General features: G+C 61.3%; 13 protein-coding genes, 4 tRNA genes and 2 pseudogenes. 12 read left to right on the plus strand and 7 right to left on the minus strand.

The window, feature by feature from the left end:
- Nucleotides 1–138: 138 nt before the first annotated feature.
- Nucleotides 139–1,698, minus strand: coding sequence for a glutamine-hydrolyzing GMP synthase (guaA, locus tag H0485_RS04960; RefSeq protein ID WP_226934247.1), 1,560 nt, complete (start codon nt 1,696–1,698; stop codon nt 139–141).
- A 599-nt stretch (nt 1,699–2,297) separates the two neighbouring features.
- Nucleotides 2,298–3,054: pseudogene (locus tag H0485_RS04965) on the minus strand (IS5 family transposase).
- A gap of 210 nt (nt 3,055–3,264) precedes the next feature.
- On the opposite strand from H0485_RS04965, the gene H0485_RS04970 reads away from it, so the two are divergent.
- Both H0485_RS04970 and H0485_RS04975 read left to right on the plus strand, forming a co-directional pair.
- Nucleotides 3,265–3,612, plus strand: a complete 348-nt coding sequence (locus tag H0485_RS04970) for a COG4315 family predicted lipoprotein (protein WP_226934248.1) — start codon at nt 3,265–3,267, stop codon at nt 3,610–3,612.
- A 65-nt stretch (nt 3,613–3,677) separates the two neighbouring features.
- Nucleotides 3,678–4,055 (plus strand): hypothetical protein, encoded by a 378-nt coding sequence (locus H0485_RS04975; protein ID WP_226934249.1) that lies wholly within the window; start codon nt 3,678–3,680, stop codon nt 4,053–4,055.
- Nucleotides 4,056–4,306: 251 nt separating this feature from the next.
- Here the strand turns inward: H0485_RS04975 and H0485_RS21810 are convergent.
- Together H0485_RS21810 and H0485_RS04980 are read right to left on the minus strand one after the other, a co-directional pair.
- A pseudogene (locus H0485_RS21810) lies at nt 4,307–4,483 on the minus strand (DUF6538 domain-containing protein); the annotation flags it as partial.
- Nucleotides 4,484–4,562: 79 nt separating this feature from the next.
- Nucleotides 4,563–4,638, minus strand: a tRNA-Val gene (locus tag H0485_RS04980).
- A gap of 202 nt (nt 4,639–4,840) precedes the next feature.
- Between H0485_RS04980 and H0485_RS04985 the strand changes: the two genes are divergently transcribed.
- The 4 genes from H0485_RS04985 (at nt 4,841) to H0485_RS05000 (ending at nt 6,229) form a co-directional block, all read left to right on the plus strand.
- Nucleotides 4,841–5,779, plus strand: a complete 939-nt coding sequence (locus tag H0485_RS04985) for a pirin family protein (protein WP_226934250.1) — start codon at nt 4,841–4,843, stop codon at nt 5,777–5,779.
- Between the two features lie 147 nt (nt 5,780–5,926).
- Nucleotides 5,927–6,003 (plus strand) — tRNA-Asp (locus H0485_RS04990).
- Between the two features lie 37 nt (nt 6,004–6,040).
- A tRNA-Asp gene (locus H0485_RS04995) sits at nt 6,041–6,117 on the plus strand.
- Between the two features lie 35 nt (nt 6,118–6,152).
- A tRNA-Asp gene (locus H0485_RS05000) sits at nt 6,153–6,229 on the plus strand.
- Between the two features lie 126 nt (nt 6,230–6,355).
- Here H0485_RS05000 and H0485_RS05005 read toward each other — a convergent pair.
- On the minus strand, nt 6,356–6,802 hold the full coding sequence (locus H0485_RS05005) for a GNAT family N-acetyltransferase (protein ID WP_226934251.1): 447 nt from the start codon (nt 6,800–6,802) through the stop codon (nt 6,356–6,358).
- Nucleotides 6,799–8,196, minus strand: coding sequence for a M20/M25/M40 family metallo-hydrolase (locus H0485_RS05010; RefSeq protein ID WP_226934252.1), 1,398 nt, complete (start codon nt 8,194–8,196; stop codon nt 6,799–6,801). Before H0485_RS05010 ends, H0485_RS05005 begins: the two co-directional genes overlap by 4 nt.
- Before the next feature lie 190 nt (nt 8,197–8,386).
- Here H0485_RS05010 and H0485_RS05015 point away from each other — a divergent pair, with 190 nt between their 5' ends.
- The 4 genes from H0485_RS05015 (at nt 8,387) to ispG (ending at nt 12,705) form a co-directional block, all read left to right on the plus strand.
- A complete protein-coding gene (locus H0485_RS05015) occupies nt 8,387–8,788 on the plus strand; it encodes a hypothetical protein (protein WP_226934253.1) in 402 nt (133 codons plus the stop codon).
- A 129-nt stretch (nt 8,789–8,917) separates the two neighbouring features.
- A complete protein-coding gene (gene hemA, locus H0485_RS05020; protein ID WP_226934254.1) occupies nt 8,918–10,147 on the plus strand; it encodes a 5-aminolevulinate synthase in 1,230 nt (409 codons plus the stop codon).
- Nucleotides 10,148–10,265: 118 nt separating this feature from the next.
- Nucleotides 10,266–11,483 (plus strand): helix-turn-helix domain-containing protein, encoded by a 1,218-nt coding sequence (locus tag H0485_RS05025; RefSeq protein WP_226934255.1) that lies wholly within the window; start codon nt 10,266–10,268, stop codon nt 11,481–11,483.
- A gap of 79 nt (nt 11,484–11,562) precedes the next feature.
- Complete coding sequence (gene ispG, locus H0485_RS05030) at nt 11,563–12,705, plus strand: flavodoxin-dependent (E)-4-hydroxy-3-methylbut-2-enyl-diphosphate synthase (RefSeq protein ID WP_226934256.1); 1,143 nt, start codon at nt 11,563–11,565, stop codon at nt 12,703–12,705.
- An 83-nt stretch (nt 12,706–12,788) separates the two neighbouring features.
- Here ispG and H0485_RS05035 read toward each other — a convergent pair whose 3' ends face one another.
- Complete coding sequence (locus H0485_RS05035) at nt 12,789–13,538, minus strand: DsbA family protein (protein ID WP_226934257.1); 750 nt, start codon at nt 13,536–13,538, stop codon at nt 12,789–12,791.
- Between the two features lie 86 nt (nt 13,539–13,624).
- On the opposite strand from H0485_RS05035, the gene H0485_RS05040 reads away from it, so the two are divergent.
- Nucleotides 13,625–14,779 carry a pyridoxal phosphate-dependent aminotransferase gene (locus H0485_RS05040; protein WP_226934258.1) on the plus strand — a complete coding sequence of 385 codons (1,155 nt, stop codon included), beginning with the start codon at nt 13,625–13,627 and terminating at the stop codon, nt 14,777–14,779.
- A 180-nt stretch (nt 14,780–14,959) separates the two neighbouring features.
- Nucleotides 14,960–16,138, plus strand: a complete 1,179-nt coding sequence (locus H0485_RS05045) for an N-acetylmuramoyl-L-alanine amidase family protein (RefSeq protein WP_435531481.1) — start codon at nt 14,960–14,962, stop codon at nt 16,136–16,138.
- Nucleotides 16,139–16,269 lie beyond the last annotated feature (131 nt).

Genomic DNA, 16,269 nt, shown 5'->3' on the forward strand with positions numbered 1-16,269 from the left:
CCACGTCACGAAAATATGACGAAGAGGCACGAATTCCGGCTGTGCCGGAATTGCCAGCCCTGCTTTCGCGCTGAAACAGAAAACGCGCGGCAGGGGTCTGCCGCGCGTTGTATTTTCAGCTCCGGAGCAGGGCCGGGATCACTCCAGCTCGATCGTGCCCGGCGGCTTCGAGGTCAGATCGTAGAACACCCGGTTCACGCCTTTCACCTCATTGATGATGCGGGTCATGGTCTCGCCAAGGAATTCATGGCTGAAGGGATAGGTATCTGCCGTCATGCCATCGACGCTGGTGACCGCACGGATCGAGACCGCGAAATCATAGGTCCGGCCATCGCCCATCACGCCTACGGTTTTCATCGGCAGGATCGCCGCGAAAGCCTGCCAGATCTCATCATAGAGACCGTGTTTGCGGATCTGATCGATATAGACCGCATCGGCCTCGCGCAGGATCGCCAGCTTTTCGCGGGTGATCTCGCCCGGGCAGCGGATCGCCAGACCCGGACCGGGGAAGGGATGGCGGCCGATGAAGCTGGCGGGCAGGCCCAGCTCGCGGCCAAGGGCGCGAACCTCGTCCTTGAACAGCTCGCGCAGCGGCTCAACCAGTTTGAGCCCCATTTTTTCCGGGAGACCGCCGACATTATGGTGCGATTTGATGGTGACCGATGGGCCGCCCGAGAAGGAGACCGATTCAATCACATCGGGGTAAAGCGTGCCCTGGGCGAGGAATTCCGCGCCCTCAATTTCATTGGCGTATTTCTGGAACACGTCGATGAACAGACGGCCGATGATCTTGCGCTTGGTCTCGGGGTCAGACTGGCCTTCCAGCTCGCCGAGGAACAGCTCGGATTCATCCGCCGCGATCAGCCTGATCTTATAATTGTCGCGGAACATCTTCACGACTTCTTCGGCCTCGTTCTTGCGCAGAAGCCCGTGGTCAACGAAGACGCAGGTCAGCTGATCGCCGATCGCCTCATGGATCAGGATCGCCGCGACCGAGCTGTCGACGCCGCCCGAAAGGCCGCAGATCACCTGCTTGTCGCCGACCTGTTCGCGAATGGCGGCAATCGCCTGTTCACGGTAGCCCGCCATGGTCCAGTCGCCGGTGAAGCCGGCCAGACGGACGAAGTTTTCATAAAGCTTCGCGCCCTTCGGGGTGTGATGCACCTCGGGGTGGAACTGCACCGCATAGAAATTGCGCGAGGGGTCAGCGGTGATGGCGAAAGGCGCATTCGGCGAGGTGCCATAGACCTCAAAGCCGGGGGCAATTTTCGACACATGGTCGCCATGCGACATCCAGACCTGTTCATCCCCTTCGGTGAACCATTCCGCCAGCAGCGGCAGATCCTGGCCTTTCGGGGTGACATAGGCGCGGCCGAACTCGGCCGTGCCATGGCCGGTTTCCACCAGCCCGCCCAGCTGATGCATCATGGTCTGCTGACCATAGCAGATGCCGAGCACCGGAACGCCGAAGCCCCAGAGGCTTTCGGGCGCACGCGGGCTGCCGGGGCGCGTGACCGAATCCGGCCCGCCGGAAAGGATCACCGCCTGGGGGGCGAAGTCTTTCAGGAAGGCGTCGGTGACGCTCTGATAGGGATGGATTTCGCAATAGACATTCAGCTCACGCAGCCGCCGCGCGATGAGCTGCGTCACCTGAGAACCGAAATCAATGATGAGGAGGCGCTGATGAGCTTGGGTCATGGCTCCGCTTAGGCCCGGGGGCGAAAAATCGCAAGAGGTGAGAGCGGGCGAAAGCACCTCATCGCGTGCGAAAATAAAGGCGAAACCCCGGGGTGAGGCGAAAGGCCACTGGCCGGGGGCTGGCGGGGCAGAGCCTGCAGAACTGCCTGGGCAATCTGCATCTGCAGGCGGGAAGCTTCTGGGCACGGCCCGCCAGTCCGGGCCTGCATTGCCCGAGGATCGGACCTGTCGCTCATCGGCCTCAGAACGGCCGGAACGGTAAGCCGGGCGAAAGAGCCCGTGCCGAATGGCGGCAGGGGGCCTGTAGAGCGCGATCTTAGGATCTGCGCTCGGCGGTTCAGTCAGTTCAGACGGACCTGTGATCGGCTTCAAAGCTGTCGGAATGGCGAGCCGGGCGTAGAAACGTTCGCCCTTTTCCTTCCGTTCTCATAGCTTTGCGGCCAGCGTTTTTGCCTCGATCTGGTACCAACAACGGCACTAAGCCACCGTAATCAAAAGTTTTATTCTCGATCGGGGGCTTAAAGTGGTAGGTGGTGAGGTTTACCCATTTCTTAGCAATTTCAATGGGGGCGAGTGGCTAGGCTCCAGACTCATTAACTTTAGAGCCAGAAGAGGACGGTTGCGGCGAGGGCTATGGCCGAGAGGAAGACAATGGGGCACCTGTCGTATCGGGTTGCAACTCGTCGCCAGTCCTTGAGCCTGCCGAACATGATCTCGATGCGGTTGCGGCGTTTGTAGCGGCGCTTGTCGTATCGAACTGTCTTCTTGCGGGTTTTCCGCCCCGGGATGCAGGCGCTTATGCCTTTGTCTTTCAACGCATCTCTGAACCAATCGGCATCGTATCCCCGATCCGCCAGCATCCACTCTGCCTTTGGAAAGCTGCGTAGCAGAGCAGCGGCTCCGCTGTAGTCGCTGACCGGACCGGCTGTGACAAACAGGCTGATCGGGCGGCCCTGGGCATCGGCAACGGCGTGAAGCTTGGTATTCATACCACCCTTCGTGCGACCGATCAGGCGACCACGCCCCCCTTTTTCACCCGCAGGCTGGAGGCCGTGCGATGAGCTTTCAGGTTGTCGCATCGATCATGATGGTCTTCTCGTCGGCAGCCTCCGATGCCAGGCCGTGCATTATTCGGGTGAACACCCCCATCCGGCTCCAGCGCTTCCAGCGGTTGTAGAGCGTCTTTGATGGACCATACTCGCGAGGCGCATCACACCAGCGCAACCCATTGCGATTGATAAAGATTATGCCGCTCAAGACACGGCGATCATCGACGCGCGGGCGGCCATGGCTCTTGGGGAAAAACGGCTCGAGCCGCGCCATCTGTGCGTCAGTCAGCCAGAATAGATTGCTCATCAGAAGGGGCTCCTGACACCTGCTGAATCACCAAACAGCAGCACAATCAATGGGTCCTGACCCTAGCGGCTCTGCGCTCATTTCGAAAAGGTGAAGTGACAGACGTGTTTCACAGGCGCAGCTGTTGACTGGGTGGCTCATGGCTGCGTCTCGGAGCAGCGTTGCCGTGCCCCCCAATCTGTGGCTCAGCATGCTCCGGGAGTGGAAGTGATGAAGTCATCAATCTCCTTGCTATCTGCATTTCTGGTCATTCTGCCAGTTGGTGTTGCTTCTGCACAAACCCTGTTGACCAATGATGCGAAGATGACGCTTTACACCTATGACAAGGATGAAGGCGGCAAATCCGCTTGCTACGATGATTGCGCGACGAAATGGCCGCCATACATCGGTAAAGCGGGCGAAGATAAGGGTGAAGGCTGGACGCTTGTTGAGCGTACTGACGGAACCCATCAATGGTCCTATGACGGAAAGCCGACCTACCTCTACGCCGAGGATACCAAAGCCGGGGATATGCTTGGCGACGGCAAGGGTGGGGTCTGGCACGTCATTAAAGACTGAATGTCGTGAGATTGACGCAAGGTGGCCTCGCGGTTCGCGGGGCCATTTACGTTTGGGAGCACCCAATGGCTGAAGACTGGACCGCCATCGCTGAAGAAGTCGCGGCCAGCCTTGCCGAGGTCGGCTTTACCGCGACCCTGATCCGGCCGGGGGTGCCGACCGGACCCGAGTGGGAACCCGTTCAAGGCCCACCCACCACGCACCCCATCCGCGTGATGCAGGACACCATTGGCCTTGGGCTGGTTGACGGGGCCGAGATCCGGGCCAGCGATATCCGCGTGATGATGGCGGCCGAGGGCGTCACGCCCACCACGGCAGACCGCATCGCGCTGGTCGCCCCGGCATCTGTCACCATCACCGGCAGTGATGCCAGCCCGGGTGGCATGGCAATCGTTCGCTGCGAGCCTTTCGACCCGGCGGCGTGGCGGTCTATTTCGATGTGATCCTGAGAGGGTAGGGCGCCAGGCCCCGCCATTCTTTGTCCAGTATGTTCGTGAAGGCCGTGTTGATCATCATCAGCGCCAGTGATGCAGATTTCAGCGCTGTGTCGCCATGTATGGATGCGCCCCATTCGGGTGCGAGCTGGTTCCAGACCTTGCTCAGCAGGTCTGACACTTCCAAATCGGTAAGCGGTGCTTTTGCCATCCGACCAATATAGGAGGCGAGCTTCGATCTTTTTCTTGGCGTGAGCGATCTGGGTCTGCAGGCGCGTTACAGCAGCTGGTTGCCTGTAGAGCGCAGCCTTGCGATCTGCACCGAGTGCCTCAATCAGTTCGGACTTACTCAGGATCGGTTTTAAAGCGGCCGGAACGGCGAGCCGGGCGTAGAAACGTTCGCCCTTTTCCTTCCGCTCTCGTAGCTTTGCGGCCAGCGTTTTTGCCTCGCTCTGGCACCAATAGCGGCACTAAGCCCCTGTAATAAAGTGTTTATTTGCGATCAGAGGCTAAAAGTGGTGGGTGGTGAGGGACTCGAACCCCCGACATCTTCGGTGTAAACGAAGCGCTCTACCAACTGAGCTAACCACCCGGACAGAGGCTGCGGGGCGTGGGCACCCTGCTCTGTGGCGCTGAGGTAGCCCGGGCGGCGGGCGGGCGCAAGGGGGGAAATGCGCCGGCCGCTTCTGTTCACTGGCGCACAGCCCCTTACACTAGGGTAAAGAGTGAAAAGGCTCTGGAAATTGCCTAACTTTGCCGCAGAAAAATAATTTGCCCTGCCAGGAGAGTGAGCCATGAGCTGGAACCCCGCCCTTGATCCTTCGATCCCGATCGGTGACCAGGTGGATTCGATTGAGAGCGTGATCGTGCCGCGTGCCCGGGATCTGGGCGGCTTTGAGGTGCGCCGGGCTCTGCCTTCGGTGCAGCGCCAGATGGTTGGCCCCTTTATCTTCTTTGATCAGATGGGCCCGGCGGAATTTCTGACCGGCGAGGGCATTGATGTGCGCCCGCATCCGCATATCGGCCTCGGCACGGTGACCTATCTGATGAAGGGGCGGCTGCATCACCGCGACAGCCTTGGCACCGATCAGTGGATCGAGCCGGGCGCGGTCAACTGGATGATGGCCGGGCATGGCATCACCCATTCTGAGCGCACCGATGGCGCGGCGCGGCAGGCGCCTTTGTCGATGTTCGGGCTGCAGACCTGGCTGGCGGTGCCAAAATCGCGTGAGGATGATCCGGCGGCCTTTGTGCATCGTGGCAAAGAGGATCTGCCCGAGCTGGAGGGGGAGGGCAAACAGGTGCGGCTGATTCTGGGTGAGGCCTGGGGGGCGCGGATGGAGCTCGAAATGCCCTCTGAGGTTTTCTATGCCGATGCGGTGCTCCAGCCTGGTGCGGCGATTCCCTTGCCCGATAACCATGAGGATCGCGGCATCTATATCCTGAGCGGCAGCCTGTTCTCGGGCGGGCAGGAATATGAGGCGGGGCGGATGCTGGTGTTTCGTCCCGGCGATCAGGTCTCGGTCAAAGCGGGCGGGCAGGGTGCAAGGCTGATGCTCTTGGGCGGGGCGACCATGGATGGGCCGCGCTATCTGTGGTGGAATTTCGTCGCCTCTTCGCCCGAGCGGATTCAGGCGGCAAAAGAGGCCTGGCGTGCCGGAGACTGGGCGCATGGCCGCTTCCGCCTGCCGCCGCAGGACAATCAGGAATTTATTCCGGCCCCGAATAATTAAATTAAATCAGGAAAATAGGGGTTTATTGACGCTTTCATGAAGAAGTTTTCCTTTCGGGGTGAAAAAACGGAAATCGGGTGCTTGACGCCACCCGAACCCCCAGGTAGATAGCCCTCACACCGGCTGGATCGCCGGAAAAGATAAAGTGCGGTTGTAGCTCAGTTGGTTAGAGTACCGGCCTGTCACGCCGGGGGTCGCGGGTTCGAGCCCCGTCAACCGCGCCACTTATCTTTTCGATGATCCTCTGGGAACAAATATTGCGCGGTTGTAGCTCAGTTGGTTAGAGTACCGGCCTGTCACGCCGGGGGTCGCGGGTTCGAGCCCCGTCAACCGCGCCATTTGTTTCCTGAAAACGCCTGTTGTGAAGTTTAGTGCGGTTGTAGCTCAGTTGGTTAGAGTACCGGCCTGTCACGCCGGGGGTCGCGGGTTCGAGCCCCGTCAACCGCGCCATTTCACTGAAGGTGGCATACAAAAAGCCGCGACACCTTCGGGTTGTCGCGGCTTTTGTCTTTTCTGCTCCGGGACAGATCATGCGGTCTGAGGCGGCGTAAAAGGCAGGGGCCCTGAGCCACAGGCTCAGAGCGCCAGCCGGTAGCGGATATGACCATCGCTCTCGACATAGCTGTCATAAAGCGCGCGGGCCCGGGCATTCTTTGCATTGGTATGCCAGTAGAGGCGGTGCCAGCCCTTTGCTTTGGAGAGGCGGATCAGATCATCGATCAGGGCGCGGCCGATGCCCTGGCCCCGGACTGCGGCGCTGACACAGAGATCCTCCAGATAGCAGTCATCGCCCATGACCCAGGTCGAGGGGTGATGCATATGAATGGCAAAGCCCGCCAGCCTGCCGTCAAAATCTGCGATCCGGGCTTTGACCACGGAAGCGGGGTCGATCAGCCTTGCCCAGGTGGCAGCGGTCACTTCGGGGGCAAGATCCACCTCATAAAAGGCGAGATATTCCTGCCAGACCTGGCCCCAGGCGGAAAAATCCGCCTGGGTCAGATCGCGGATGCTGATCCGGCTCATGCAATACGGTCCAGAATCCGCGCCCAGGAGCGGATGCCCTTATGGAAGCTCTGCACATCGTATTTCTCATTCGGCGAATGGATCGCGTCATCATCATTGGCAAAACCGATCAGCATCGCATCCATGCCGAGCACGGTCTTGAAGAAACCGGCAATCGGGATCGAGCCGCCCATGCCGACGATCACCGCCTCACGGTTCCATTCTTCCGAAAGCGCGATGCGCGCCTGTTCGAATTCCGCGCGCGAGGTGTTCATCACCGCTGCAGGCGAGCCTTCGAGATTGCTGTCCCAGGTGACGCGGGCATCAATGGGCAGGCGGTCTTCGACATGTTTGCGCAGCTTCACCCGCAGATCATCGGGATCCATATCACCGACAAGGCGGCAGGTGATCTTGCAATGCGCCTCGGCCGGCAGCACGGTTTTCGAGCCCGCGCCCTGATAGCCGCCCCAGAGGCCATTGATTTCCAGCGTCGGGCGGGCCCATTGCTGCTCGAGGCAGGAATAGCCCGCCTCGCCATGCGATTTCGTGTAGCCGACCGAATTCAGATAGTCGGCCTCATCAAAGCCCGAAGCTTCCCACTGGCGCTTCAGCTCGGCCGGGACCTCATGCACCCCGTCATAGAAGCCCTCAACCGCGACGCGGCCGGTATCATCATGGAAGCTGGCGATGATTTTGGAAATCTCGCGCAGAGGGTTCAGCCCCGGGCCGCCGTAATGGCCGGAATGCAGGTCGATCTTCGGCCCGTGCAGGGTAAATTCATCCTTCAGCATGCCGCGCAGCTGACCGGCAATCGAAGGCACGCCTGGCGAGACCATCGAAGTGTCGCAGATCAGCGCGATATCCGAGGTCAGCTCGGCGGCATTTTCCTTCATGAAGGGGATCAGCGAGGGCGAGCCGCTTTCCTCTTCGCCTTCAAGGAAGAGGGTGATGCGGCAGGGCAGCTTGCCATTGACCTGGATCCAGGCGCGGCAGGCCTCGATAAAGGTCATCAGCTGGCCCTTGTCATCGGAGGCGCCACGGCCACGGATCACATCGCCTCTGGCGGTTGATTCGATGGCCGGATCAAAGGGATCGCGATTCCACAGATGCAAAGGATCGACCGGCTGCACATCGTAATGGCCATAGAACAGAATATGACGCTCGCCCTCGCCACCATGGGCGACGACCATCGGATGGCCGGGGGTGGGGCGGGATTCGGCTTTGAACCCGATCGAATTCAGATCCGCGACCAGCCAGTCGGCGGCTTTGGCGCAATCGGCCTTCCAGGCGGGATCGGTCGAGATCGAGGGAATGCGGAGCAGGCCCATCAGCCGGTCAATGGCCTCTGGCAGATCTTTATCGATCCGGGCGAGAACCTCACTCATCTGATGGTTGCGCGATACTGCGGCGCTCATGGCACTCTCCTGACTGTGATGGTCCGGGCAGCCTATCAGGGGCAAAACCAACTCGCCAGAGCTGGCCGGATCGGTTATTTCGGGGCAGCAGGGCTGGCACTGAGCCGGGCCCTGCTGTGCCGTCCGCCGAAAAACCTCGCCAGAACCACCCGCCGGATTATCCCGCCGCACTGCCAGTTAAGGATCGCCGATGATACGTCTTGCCGTTCTTCCCATTGCCAGCCTTGCGCTCGGCCTGATGCTTTTGCCCGCGCTCGCCGGCGATCAGGGCGATACCCGCCAGAATGGCACGGCAAAGGTGACGCTCTGGTCGCATGCTTTCCTCAGCGAGGATGAGCTGGCGATGCTGCGCATGGTGCAGACCAATGATCAGGCGCTGGCGATCTTCGTGCCCGATAACAAAGGTTTTGCCGCCATGGCGGTCTCGCCCGATGACGGCTTCCTGCGCGATGGCCAGCCGGTGGCCTCGGCGATTGCCATCGCTGGCCTGCCCGATGCGCAGACTGCCACGAAGAATGCTCTGGCCGCCTGCAACCAAAGTCGGAAGGGGAAAAAGCCCTGTGTACTGGTTCTTGCAGTGGAACCTGGCTGAAAAATCCGTTATCCGATAGGGGGGCGACATTTCGTCCCCTGTTTTCGGTATGGCTCTTGACGCATATCAAGGCCAGCCAGAGCGGGCCGCTGCACAAGGCGGGCTGCATTAAGACGTGAGGACGGACCCATGAATTACGAGGCTGCGCTCGACGCTTCGCTTGGCAGGCTGCATGAGGAGGGTCGCTACCGGACCTTTATCGACATCGAGCGCCGCAAGGGTCAGTTCCCGCATGCGATCTGGACCCGTCCCGATGGCAGCGAAAAAGAGATCACCGTCTGGTGCGGCAATGACTATCTGGGCATGGGCCAGCATCCCGAGGTTCTCAGGGCGATGCATGACGCGCTGGACGCCACCGGCGCCGGTTCGGGTGGTACGCGCAATATTTCGGGCACCACGATCTATCATAATGAGCTGGAAGCCGAGATTGCCGATCTGCATGGCAAAGAGAAGGCGCTGGTCTTCTCTTCGGCCTATATTGCCAATGATGCCACGCTTTCGACCCTGCGCGATATTTTCCCGGGGCTGATCATCTATTCCGATGCGCTCAACCATGCCTCGATGATCGAGGGCATCCGGCGTGGCGGCGGCGCCAAACGGATCTTCCGGCATAATGATCTGGCGCATCTGCGCGAGCTGCTGGCGGCCGATGATCCGGCAGCACCGAAGCTGATCGCCTTTGAATCGATCTATTCGATGGATGCCGATGTCGCGCCGATCCGCGAGATCTGCGATCTGGCCGAAGAGTTTAACGCGCTGACCTATCTTGATGAGGTCCATGCCGTGGGCATGTATGGCGCGCGCGGTGCCGGGGTTGCCGAGCGCGATCATCAGATGCACCGGATCGATATAGTCAATGCCACGCTCGGCAAGGCTTTCGGGGTTTTCGGCGGCTATATTGCTGCATCTGCGAAGATGGTGGATGCGGTCCGCTCCTATGCGCCCGGATTTATTTTCACCACATCGATTCCCCCTGTGGTTGCAGCAGGGGCGGCGGCAGCGATCCGTTTCCTGAAAGGCGAGGGCGGTCGTGCGCTGCGGGTGAAGCATCAGGAACAGGCGAAAGTGCTGAAACTGCGTCTGCGGGGACTTGGCCTGCCGATCATCGATCACGACACACATATTGTGCCTGTTCATGTCGGCAACCCCGTTCATTGTAAGATGCTCTCGGATATGCTGCTTGATCAGTTCGGGATTTATGTGCAGCCGATCAATTTCCCCACTGTGCCGCGCGGTACCGAGCGGCTGCGCTTCACACCCTCGCCGGTGCATGGTGCACAGGAAATTGATCACCTGGTAAAAGCTATGGACAGACTCTGGGGGCATTGTGCGCTGAATCGTGCCGAAGCCACTGCCTGACCGATCCTGCAGGTGCAAAGTCCCTTGCCCTGTGTTAGCGTTACAGCAATACAAAACACCGTGAGTCGCGTTTTCTGCGCGAATCGGGCATAACAGGCGCCAGGGGGACGGGCATCGTATGATCGGCTGGAGGTCAGAACCTCAGGCAGCGGAAGAGGAAAAGCCAAAGGGCTTTGATGATTTCGACCTTCGCCTGGGCGATCTCATGCGCGGTGAACGCGCTACACTCGGAAAATCGCTGCTGGATGTGCAGCGTGACCTGAAGATTAAAGCCACCTTTATAGCGGCAATCGAAAATGCTGATATTTCAGCCTTTGAGACGCCCGGCTTTGTCGCAGGCTATGTGCGCTCTTATGCGCGCTATCTGGGGATGGATCCCGATCAGGCCTTTGCCCGTTTCTGCCGCGAGGCGAATTTCGCCCCGGCCCATGGCATGTCGACCCAGGCTGCTCCGGCGCGCACCGCCCAGAGCCGGGTGCGCAGCGAATTTGCCGAACCGCTGGCCAATCCCAATCTGGCTTTTGTGCCGCGTGGCGAATCCTGGCTGTCGCGGGTCGAACCCGGCGCGGTCGGCTCTCTCGCCGTGCTGGCGGTGCTGATCGGCGCGATTGGCTATGGTGGCTGGTCGATCCTGCAGGAGGTGCAGCGCGTGCAGCTGGCGCCGGTGGATGAGGCGCCCTCGGTGGTGGTCTCGCTCGACCCGCTGCAAAACAACAACCCGGTGCAGAGCGCCGGAGCAGGCGGCGATGCCAGCCAGCAGCTGGCCCAGGGCAATGCGGCTCCGGATGTGATGGACCGTCTCTATCGCCCCGAAGCGCTGGATGTGCCGGTCTTTATCTCGCGCAATGGCCCGATCGGCGCGATCAATCCCAAAAGCACCGGCACCCTTGCCGCCGCGACTGGTCTTGCCGCCGCCCCCGAGGCGGCCGAGCCCGAGATTCAGGTGACCGCTTCGGCCCCGGAAGGGGTGCAGATCCTGCCGGTGCGTCCGGCCTGGATGCGGGTCAGCGCGGCCGATGGCACGGTTCTGTTCGAGAAAATCCTCGACGCCTGCGAAAGCTATCAGGTCCCGGCGCTGGAAGATGTGGCCCAGCTGCGCACCGGCAATTCCGGAGCGGTCTATTTCGTAGTTGGCGGCAAGACCTATGGTCCGGCCGCGCCCGGTGCCAATGTCGCCAGCAAGATCGCTCTCTCGCCCGAGGCAATTACCGGCAAATATGCCGAGGCTGATCTGTCGGGCGACCGCGATCTGGCCCGGATCATGACCGCTGATGCCAGTGGCGCGACGCCTGATCTGGCGGCGGGCTGTGCGGCGACCAGACCCGCTCAACAGTGACTGAGAGGCGGCCCCGCCGGTTGCCCTCAGGCGCCGGCAGGGCTAAAGACTTGCTCCGACAATATCCGGAGCATACGGCATGAGTCTGAACCCGATCCGCCCCTGGCGTAACATCGAGCGCCGCCAAAGCCGTCAGATTATGGTCGGTAAAGTGCCGGTGGGGGGCGATGCGCCGATCACCGTCCAGACCATGACCAATACCCTGACCAGCGATATCCGTGGCACGCTCGATCAGGTGATCCGGGCCGCGGATGCCGGGGCAGATATCGTCCGGGTCTCGACCCCGGATCAGGAAAGCACCGCTGCCCTGCGCCAGATCGTGCGCGAATGCCCGGTGCCGCTGGTCGCCGATATCCATTTCCACTACAAGCGCGCGATTGAGGCCGCCGAGGCGGGCGCGGCCTGCCTGCGCATCAATCCCGGCAATATCGGCGATGCAAAACGCGTGGCCGAGGTGGTCAGGGCGGCGAAGGATCACGGCTGTTCGATCCGCATCGGCGTCAATGCCGGCTCGCTGGAAAAGCATCTGCTGGAAAAATACGGCGAGCCTTGCCCCGATGCGATGGTGGAAAGCGGACTCGACCATATCAAACTGCTGCAGGATAATGATTTTCACGAGTTCAAAATCTCGGTGAAAGCCTCGGATGTCTTCCTGTCGGCGGCGGCCTATCAGCAGCTGGCGGCGATCACCGATGCGCCGATCCATCTTGGCATCACCGAGGCCGGCGGGCTGACCTCGGGCACGGTGAAATCGGCGATCGGGCTTGGCTCGCTGCTCTGGTTCGGCATTGGCGATACCATCCGCGTCTCGCTCTCGGCCGATCCGGTCGAAGAGGTGAAGGTCGGCTATGAAATCCTGAAATCCCTCGGCCTGCGCACCCGCGGCGTGCAGATCATCTCCTGCCCGAGCTGCGCGCGGCAGGGCTTTGACGTGATCAAAACCGTTGAGAAGCTGGAACAGCGGCTTGAGCATATCAAACAGCCGATGAGCCTGTCGATCATCGGCTGCGTGGTCAATGGGCCGGGCGAAGCGCTGATGACCGATCTTGGCTTTACCGGCGGCGGTGCGGGGTCAGGCATGATCTATATGGCGGGTAAGCAAAGCCATAAAATGTCGAATGAGCAGATGATCGACCATATCGTCGAACTGGTTGAGGATCGGGCGGCAAAGCTCAGGGATGAAGAGGCGGCAGCCGAGGCTGCGCTTAATGTAAAATCTTAAGTTCGACGTGTAACAAGCTGTTATAAAATAAAAAACCCGCAAGACCACCTGGTCCTGCGGGTTTTTTCTGCTGTCAGTGCGGATCAGCCTTTACGGGCATCCGCCACCATCTGCCGCATCACATCAAGCGGCAGATAGCCGCGCAGCATGACATCGCCGAGCACGAAGCTGGGGGTGCCGTTCAGCTCCATCACCCCGGCGAGCGCGTAATTCTCATCGATCACCGCCTGCACCGCCGGATCGCCGGTTTTCGCCAGCACCACATTGGCATCATGGCCCAGATCGGTGGCGACGCGGCTCAGGGTTTCGGTGGTCATATCGCCGCGCAAAGCAAAGAGCGCATCATGCGCCGCCTTATAGGCATCGTCGCCGTAAAGCTGGCGGATGGCGATGGCGAATTTCGCGGCCAGCACCGATTGCTCGCCCAGAACCGGGAATTCTTTCAGCACGAAACGGATATTGCCGTCGGATTTCACCAGCTCTTCGACCTCCTGGAAGGCCTTATGGCAATAGCCGCAGCGGTAATCCATGAATTCGACGAGGGTGATATCCCCCTCAAGATTGCCGCCGGCCCAGTCGCCGGGGCTGTTGAAAATGCGGTCTTTATTCGCGGCCAGCATCTCGATATCGCGGCTGGCAGCATCGCGCTCCTCGCGCAGCTGCAATTCGGTCATGGCTTCGACAATCACTTCGGGATTGCGCAGCAGATAATCCCTGACCGCCGCGTCAAATGCGACACGCTCGGCATCGTTCATTGCGGTAAGCCCCTCGGCCTGTACCGGCGCCAGTGAGCTGACCGACAGAATGGCGGCGAGAGAGAGGGCGAGACGCATCAGAGATCCTTCCGGCTTGACCTGGGAGCAGCCCGGGGGCACGAAAGCACCGGGCGCAAAACTGGGCGCAGATTAAGGGGTTATGAATGGGCAGATCAAGTGAGGCCTCCCGTCGCGGCGATGTTGATGCCTTCATTGTGATGGATGTGATGGAGCGCGCCCGGGCGCTGGAGGCTGCGGGTCGCTCGATCATTCATATGGAGGTGGGCCAGCCCGGCACTCCCGCCCCGAAAACCGCGCGTGCAGCCCTGGCCGCCGCGCTGGATCAGCCGCTTGGCTATACTGTGGCGCTTGGCCTGCCCGAACTGCGTGCCGGGATCGCAAAGCTTTATAAAGACTGGTACGGCGTCGATCTGGATCCGGCCCGGGTGGTGGTGACACCGGGCTCTTCGGGCGCCTTCCTGCTGGCCTTTACCGCGCTGTTTGAGGCGGGCGAGAGGGTGGGGCTGGGCGAGCCGGGCTATCCGAGCTACCGCCAGATCCTGCGCGCGCTCTCGCTCGAGCCGGTGGGTATTCCCGCGAGCCTGGAAAACCGGCTGCAGCCGGTGGCGGCCGATCTGGAAGGCAAGGGGCTTGACGGTCTGATCGTGGCCTCGCCGGGCAATCCTTCGGGCACGATGCTCAATCACGAGGCGCTTTCGTCGCTGATCGGCTGGGCGGAAAAAGCGGGCGTGCCCTTCATCTCGGATGAGATCTATCACGGGCTGCATTATGGCGACCGCGCGGTCTCGGCGCTGGAAATTTCGCAAAATGCCTGGGTGATCAACAGCTTCTCGAAATATTTCTCGATGACCGGCTGGCGCATCGGCTGGATGGTGGTGCCCGAGGATCAGATACGCCGGGTCGAGCGGCTGGCGCAGAATATGTTCATCTGCCCGCCCCATGCCAGCCAGATTGCCGCGCTGGCGGCGCTGGACTCTATCGACGAGATGGAGGCGAACCGCGCGGTCTATGCCGAAAACCGCCGGCTGATGACCGAGGGGCTGCGCGAGGCGGGCTTTCGCAATTTCGCCCCGCCGGACGGCGCTTTCTACATCTATGCCGATGTCTCGGATCTGACCAGGGACAGCCTCGCCTTTGCCGGGGAAATCCTTGAACAGGCCGGGGTGGCGGTGACGCCCGGGCTTGATTTCGATCCGCTTCGCGGCGGGCAGACCCTGCGCTTTTCCTATGCCCGCGCCACCGCTGATATTATCGAGGGGCTGCGGCGGCTGAAGGCCTTTATGGCGGCGCGCGGCTGATCGGGCGACGCATGGACTTGCCCGGGCTTTTTGCGGATAATCGGTAAAAAGCCCGGACAGACGGGGCCGGACAGACGGTAAAAGACCGGACCAAAGGGACCAGGGCGCAGCACGAGGGCAATGATGCGATTTCTGAGGCAGTTTCTGGCTGTGGCTTTCTGCCTTGGCCTGACCCCGGTGATGCCGGCGGCAGCCGAGGGGTTTTCGGGTGGGCTGTCAACGGGGCTTTCGGCTCTGGCCCGGCTCAATCCGGGCGGCTCTGCGATCAGCACCGGCATTCAGGATATGAGCCTCGATTTCGCCATCAGCCAGCCGGTGCCCTGGCGGGTGCGGCTGCTTGATGAGCCGCCGCGCCTGGTGCTTGACATGCGCGAGGTCGACTGGACCGGCCTTGCCGCCGTGCCACGCCAGGGCGAGCGGCCCGATCTGCGGGCAGGGGTGTTCCGCCCGGGCTGGTCGCGGCTGGTGGTAATGCTTGACGGCCCCTGGCTGATCATGCGCAGCGAGATGCAGACCGGCGATGCCGGTGCGAAGGTGCAGATCCGGCTGCAGCGCGCCACCCGCGAGATTTTTGCCAGAGCGGCAGCCCAGCCCGAGCCGCCCGAATGGATCTTGCCGGTGGCCAGCAAACTGCCCGCGCCGCAAAAGCGCGGCTCCGGGCCGGTGGTGGTGGTGATCGACCCCGGCCATGGCGGCATTGACCCCGGCGCCGAGCGTGATGGCCATAAAGAGGCCGATCTGATGCTGAGCTTTGCGCGGGAGCTGAAAGAACTTTTGCTGCGCGACGGCGGCTATAGCGTGGTTCTGACCCGCGATGACGATATTTTCGTGCCGCTCGAGGCGCGGATCTCGGTGGCGCGCGCCGCCGGGGCGCATGTCTTTCTGTCGCTCCATGCCGATGCGATTGCCGAGGGCGAGGCCCAGGGCGCGACGCTCTACACCCTCTCCGAGGCGGCAAGCGATGCAGCGGCTAAGGCGCTGGCCGAACGCCATGAGCGCGATGATCTGCTCGCAGGCGTGGATCTGGCGGCTCAGGATGATGTGGTGGCCACTGTGCTGATGGATATGGCGCGCACCGTCACCGCACCGCGCACCGAAAGGCTGACGGCGTCGCTTGAGACCGCGATCAGGGGCGCCGAGCTGCGTATGCACCGCAAACCGCGCCAGAGCGGTGGCTTTTCGGTGCTGAAATCGCCCGATATTCCTTCGGTGCTGATCGAGCTGGGATTCCTCTCCTCGGCGCGTGATCTCAAACGTCTGACCGATCCGGACTGGCGGGCGAAAATGGCCGCAGCCCTTGCGGCCGGGCTGCGGGCCTGGGCGGATGAGGATCAGGCGATCAGCGCTTTGCAGGACTGAAGCGGCGGCACCCGTTCCGGGCAGATCCGGCCAGAACTGAACCCGGCGGTTCTTTATCGACATAAAATGGCCGGAGCCGCGCGGAAATTCACCGAGGGTTTTGACCCCGCCATGCGTCTGATATAGGGGAA

The sequence above is a fragment of the Pseudogemmobacter faecipullorum genome (assembly GCF_020539525.1).
Classification (GTDB): Bacteria; Pseudomonadota; Alphaproteobacteria; order Rhodobacterales; family Rhodobacteraceae; genus Pseudogemmobacter; species Pseudogemmobacter faecipullorum.

Excerpts from the sequence above, each read along its gene's own strand:
- H0485_RS05025 (WP_226934255.1), top strand. The coding sequence starts at position 10,266 with ATGATCGGCTGGAGGTCAGAACCTCAGGCAGCGGAAGAGGAAAAGCCA.
- H0485_RS05010 (WP_226934252.1), bottom strand. The coding sequence starts at position 8,196 with ATGAGCGCCGCAGTATCGCGCAACCATCAGATGAGTGAGGTTCTCGCC.
- guaA (WP_226934247.1), bottom strand. The coding sequence starts at position 1,698 with ATGACCCAAGCTCATCAGCGCCTCCTCATCATTGATTTCGGTTCTCAG.
- H0485_RS04985 (WP_226934250.1), top strand. The coding sequence starts at position 4,841 with ATGAGCTGGAACCCCGCCCTTGATCCTTCGATCCCGATCGGTGACCAG.
- H0485_RS04970 (WP_226934248.1), top strand. The coding sequence starts at position 3,265 with ATGAAGTCATCAATCTCCTTGCTATCTGCATTTCTGGTCATTCTGCCA.
- H0485_RS05015 (WP_226934253.1), top strand. The coding sequence starts at position 8,387 with ATGATACGTCTTGCCGTTCTTCCCATTGCCAGCCTTGCGCTCGGCCTG.
- ispG (WP_226934256.1), top strand. The coding sequence starts at position 11,563 with ATGAGTCTGAACCCGATCCGCCCCTGGCGTAACATCGAGCGCCGCCAA.
- H0485_RS05005 (WP_226934251.1), bottom strand. The coding sequence starts at position 6,802 with ATGAGCCGGATCAGCATCCGCGATCTGACCCAGGCGGATTTTTCCGCC.
- hemA (WP_226934254.1), top strand. The coding sequence starts at position 8,918 with ATGAATTACGAGGCTGCGCTCGACGCTTCGCTTGGCAGGCTGCATGAG.
- H0485_RS05035 (WP_226934257.1), bottom strand. The coding sequence starts at position 13,538 with ATGCGTCTCGCCCTCTCTCTCGCCGCCATTCTGTCGGTCAGCTCACTG.
- H0485_RS05040 (WP_226934258.1), top strand. The coding sequence starts at position 13,625 with ATGGGCAGATCAAGTGAGGCCTCCCGTCGCGGCGATGTTGATGCCTTC.
- H0485_RS05045 (WP_435531481.1), top strand. The coding sequence starts at position 14,960 with ATGCCGGCGGCAGCCGAGGGGTTTTCGGGTGGGCTGTCAACGGGGCTT.
- H0485_RS04975 (WP_226934249.1), top strand. The coding sequence starts at position 3,678 with ATGGCTGAAGACTGGACCGCCATCGCTGAAGAAGTCGCGGCCAGCCTT.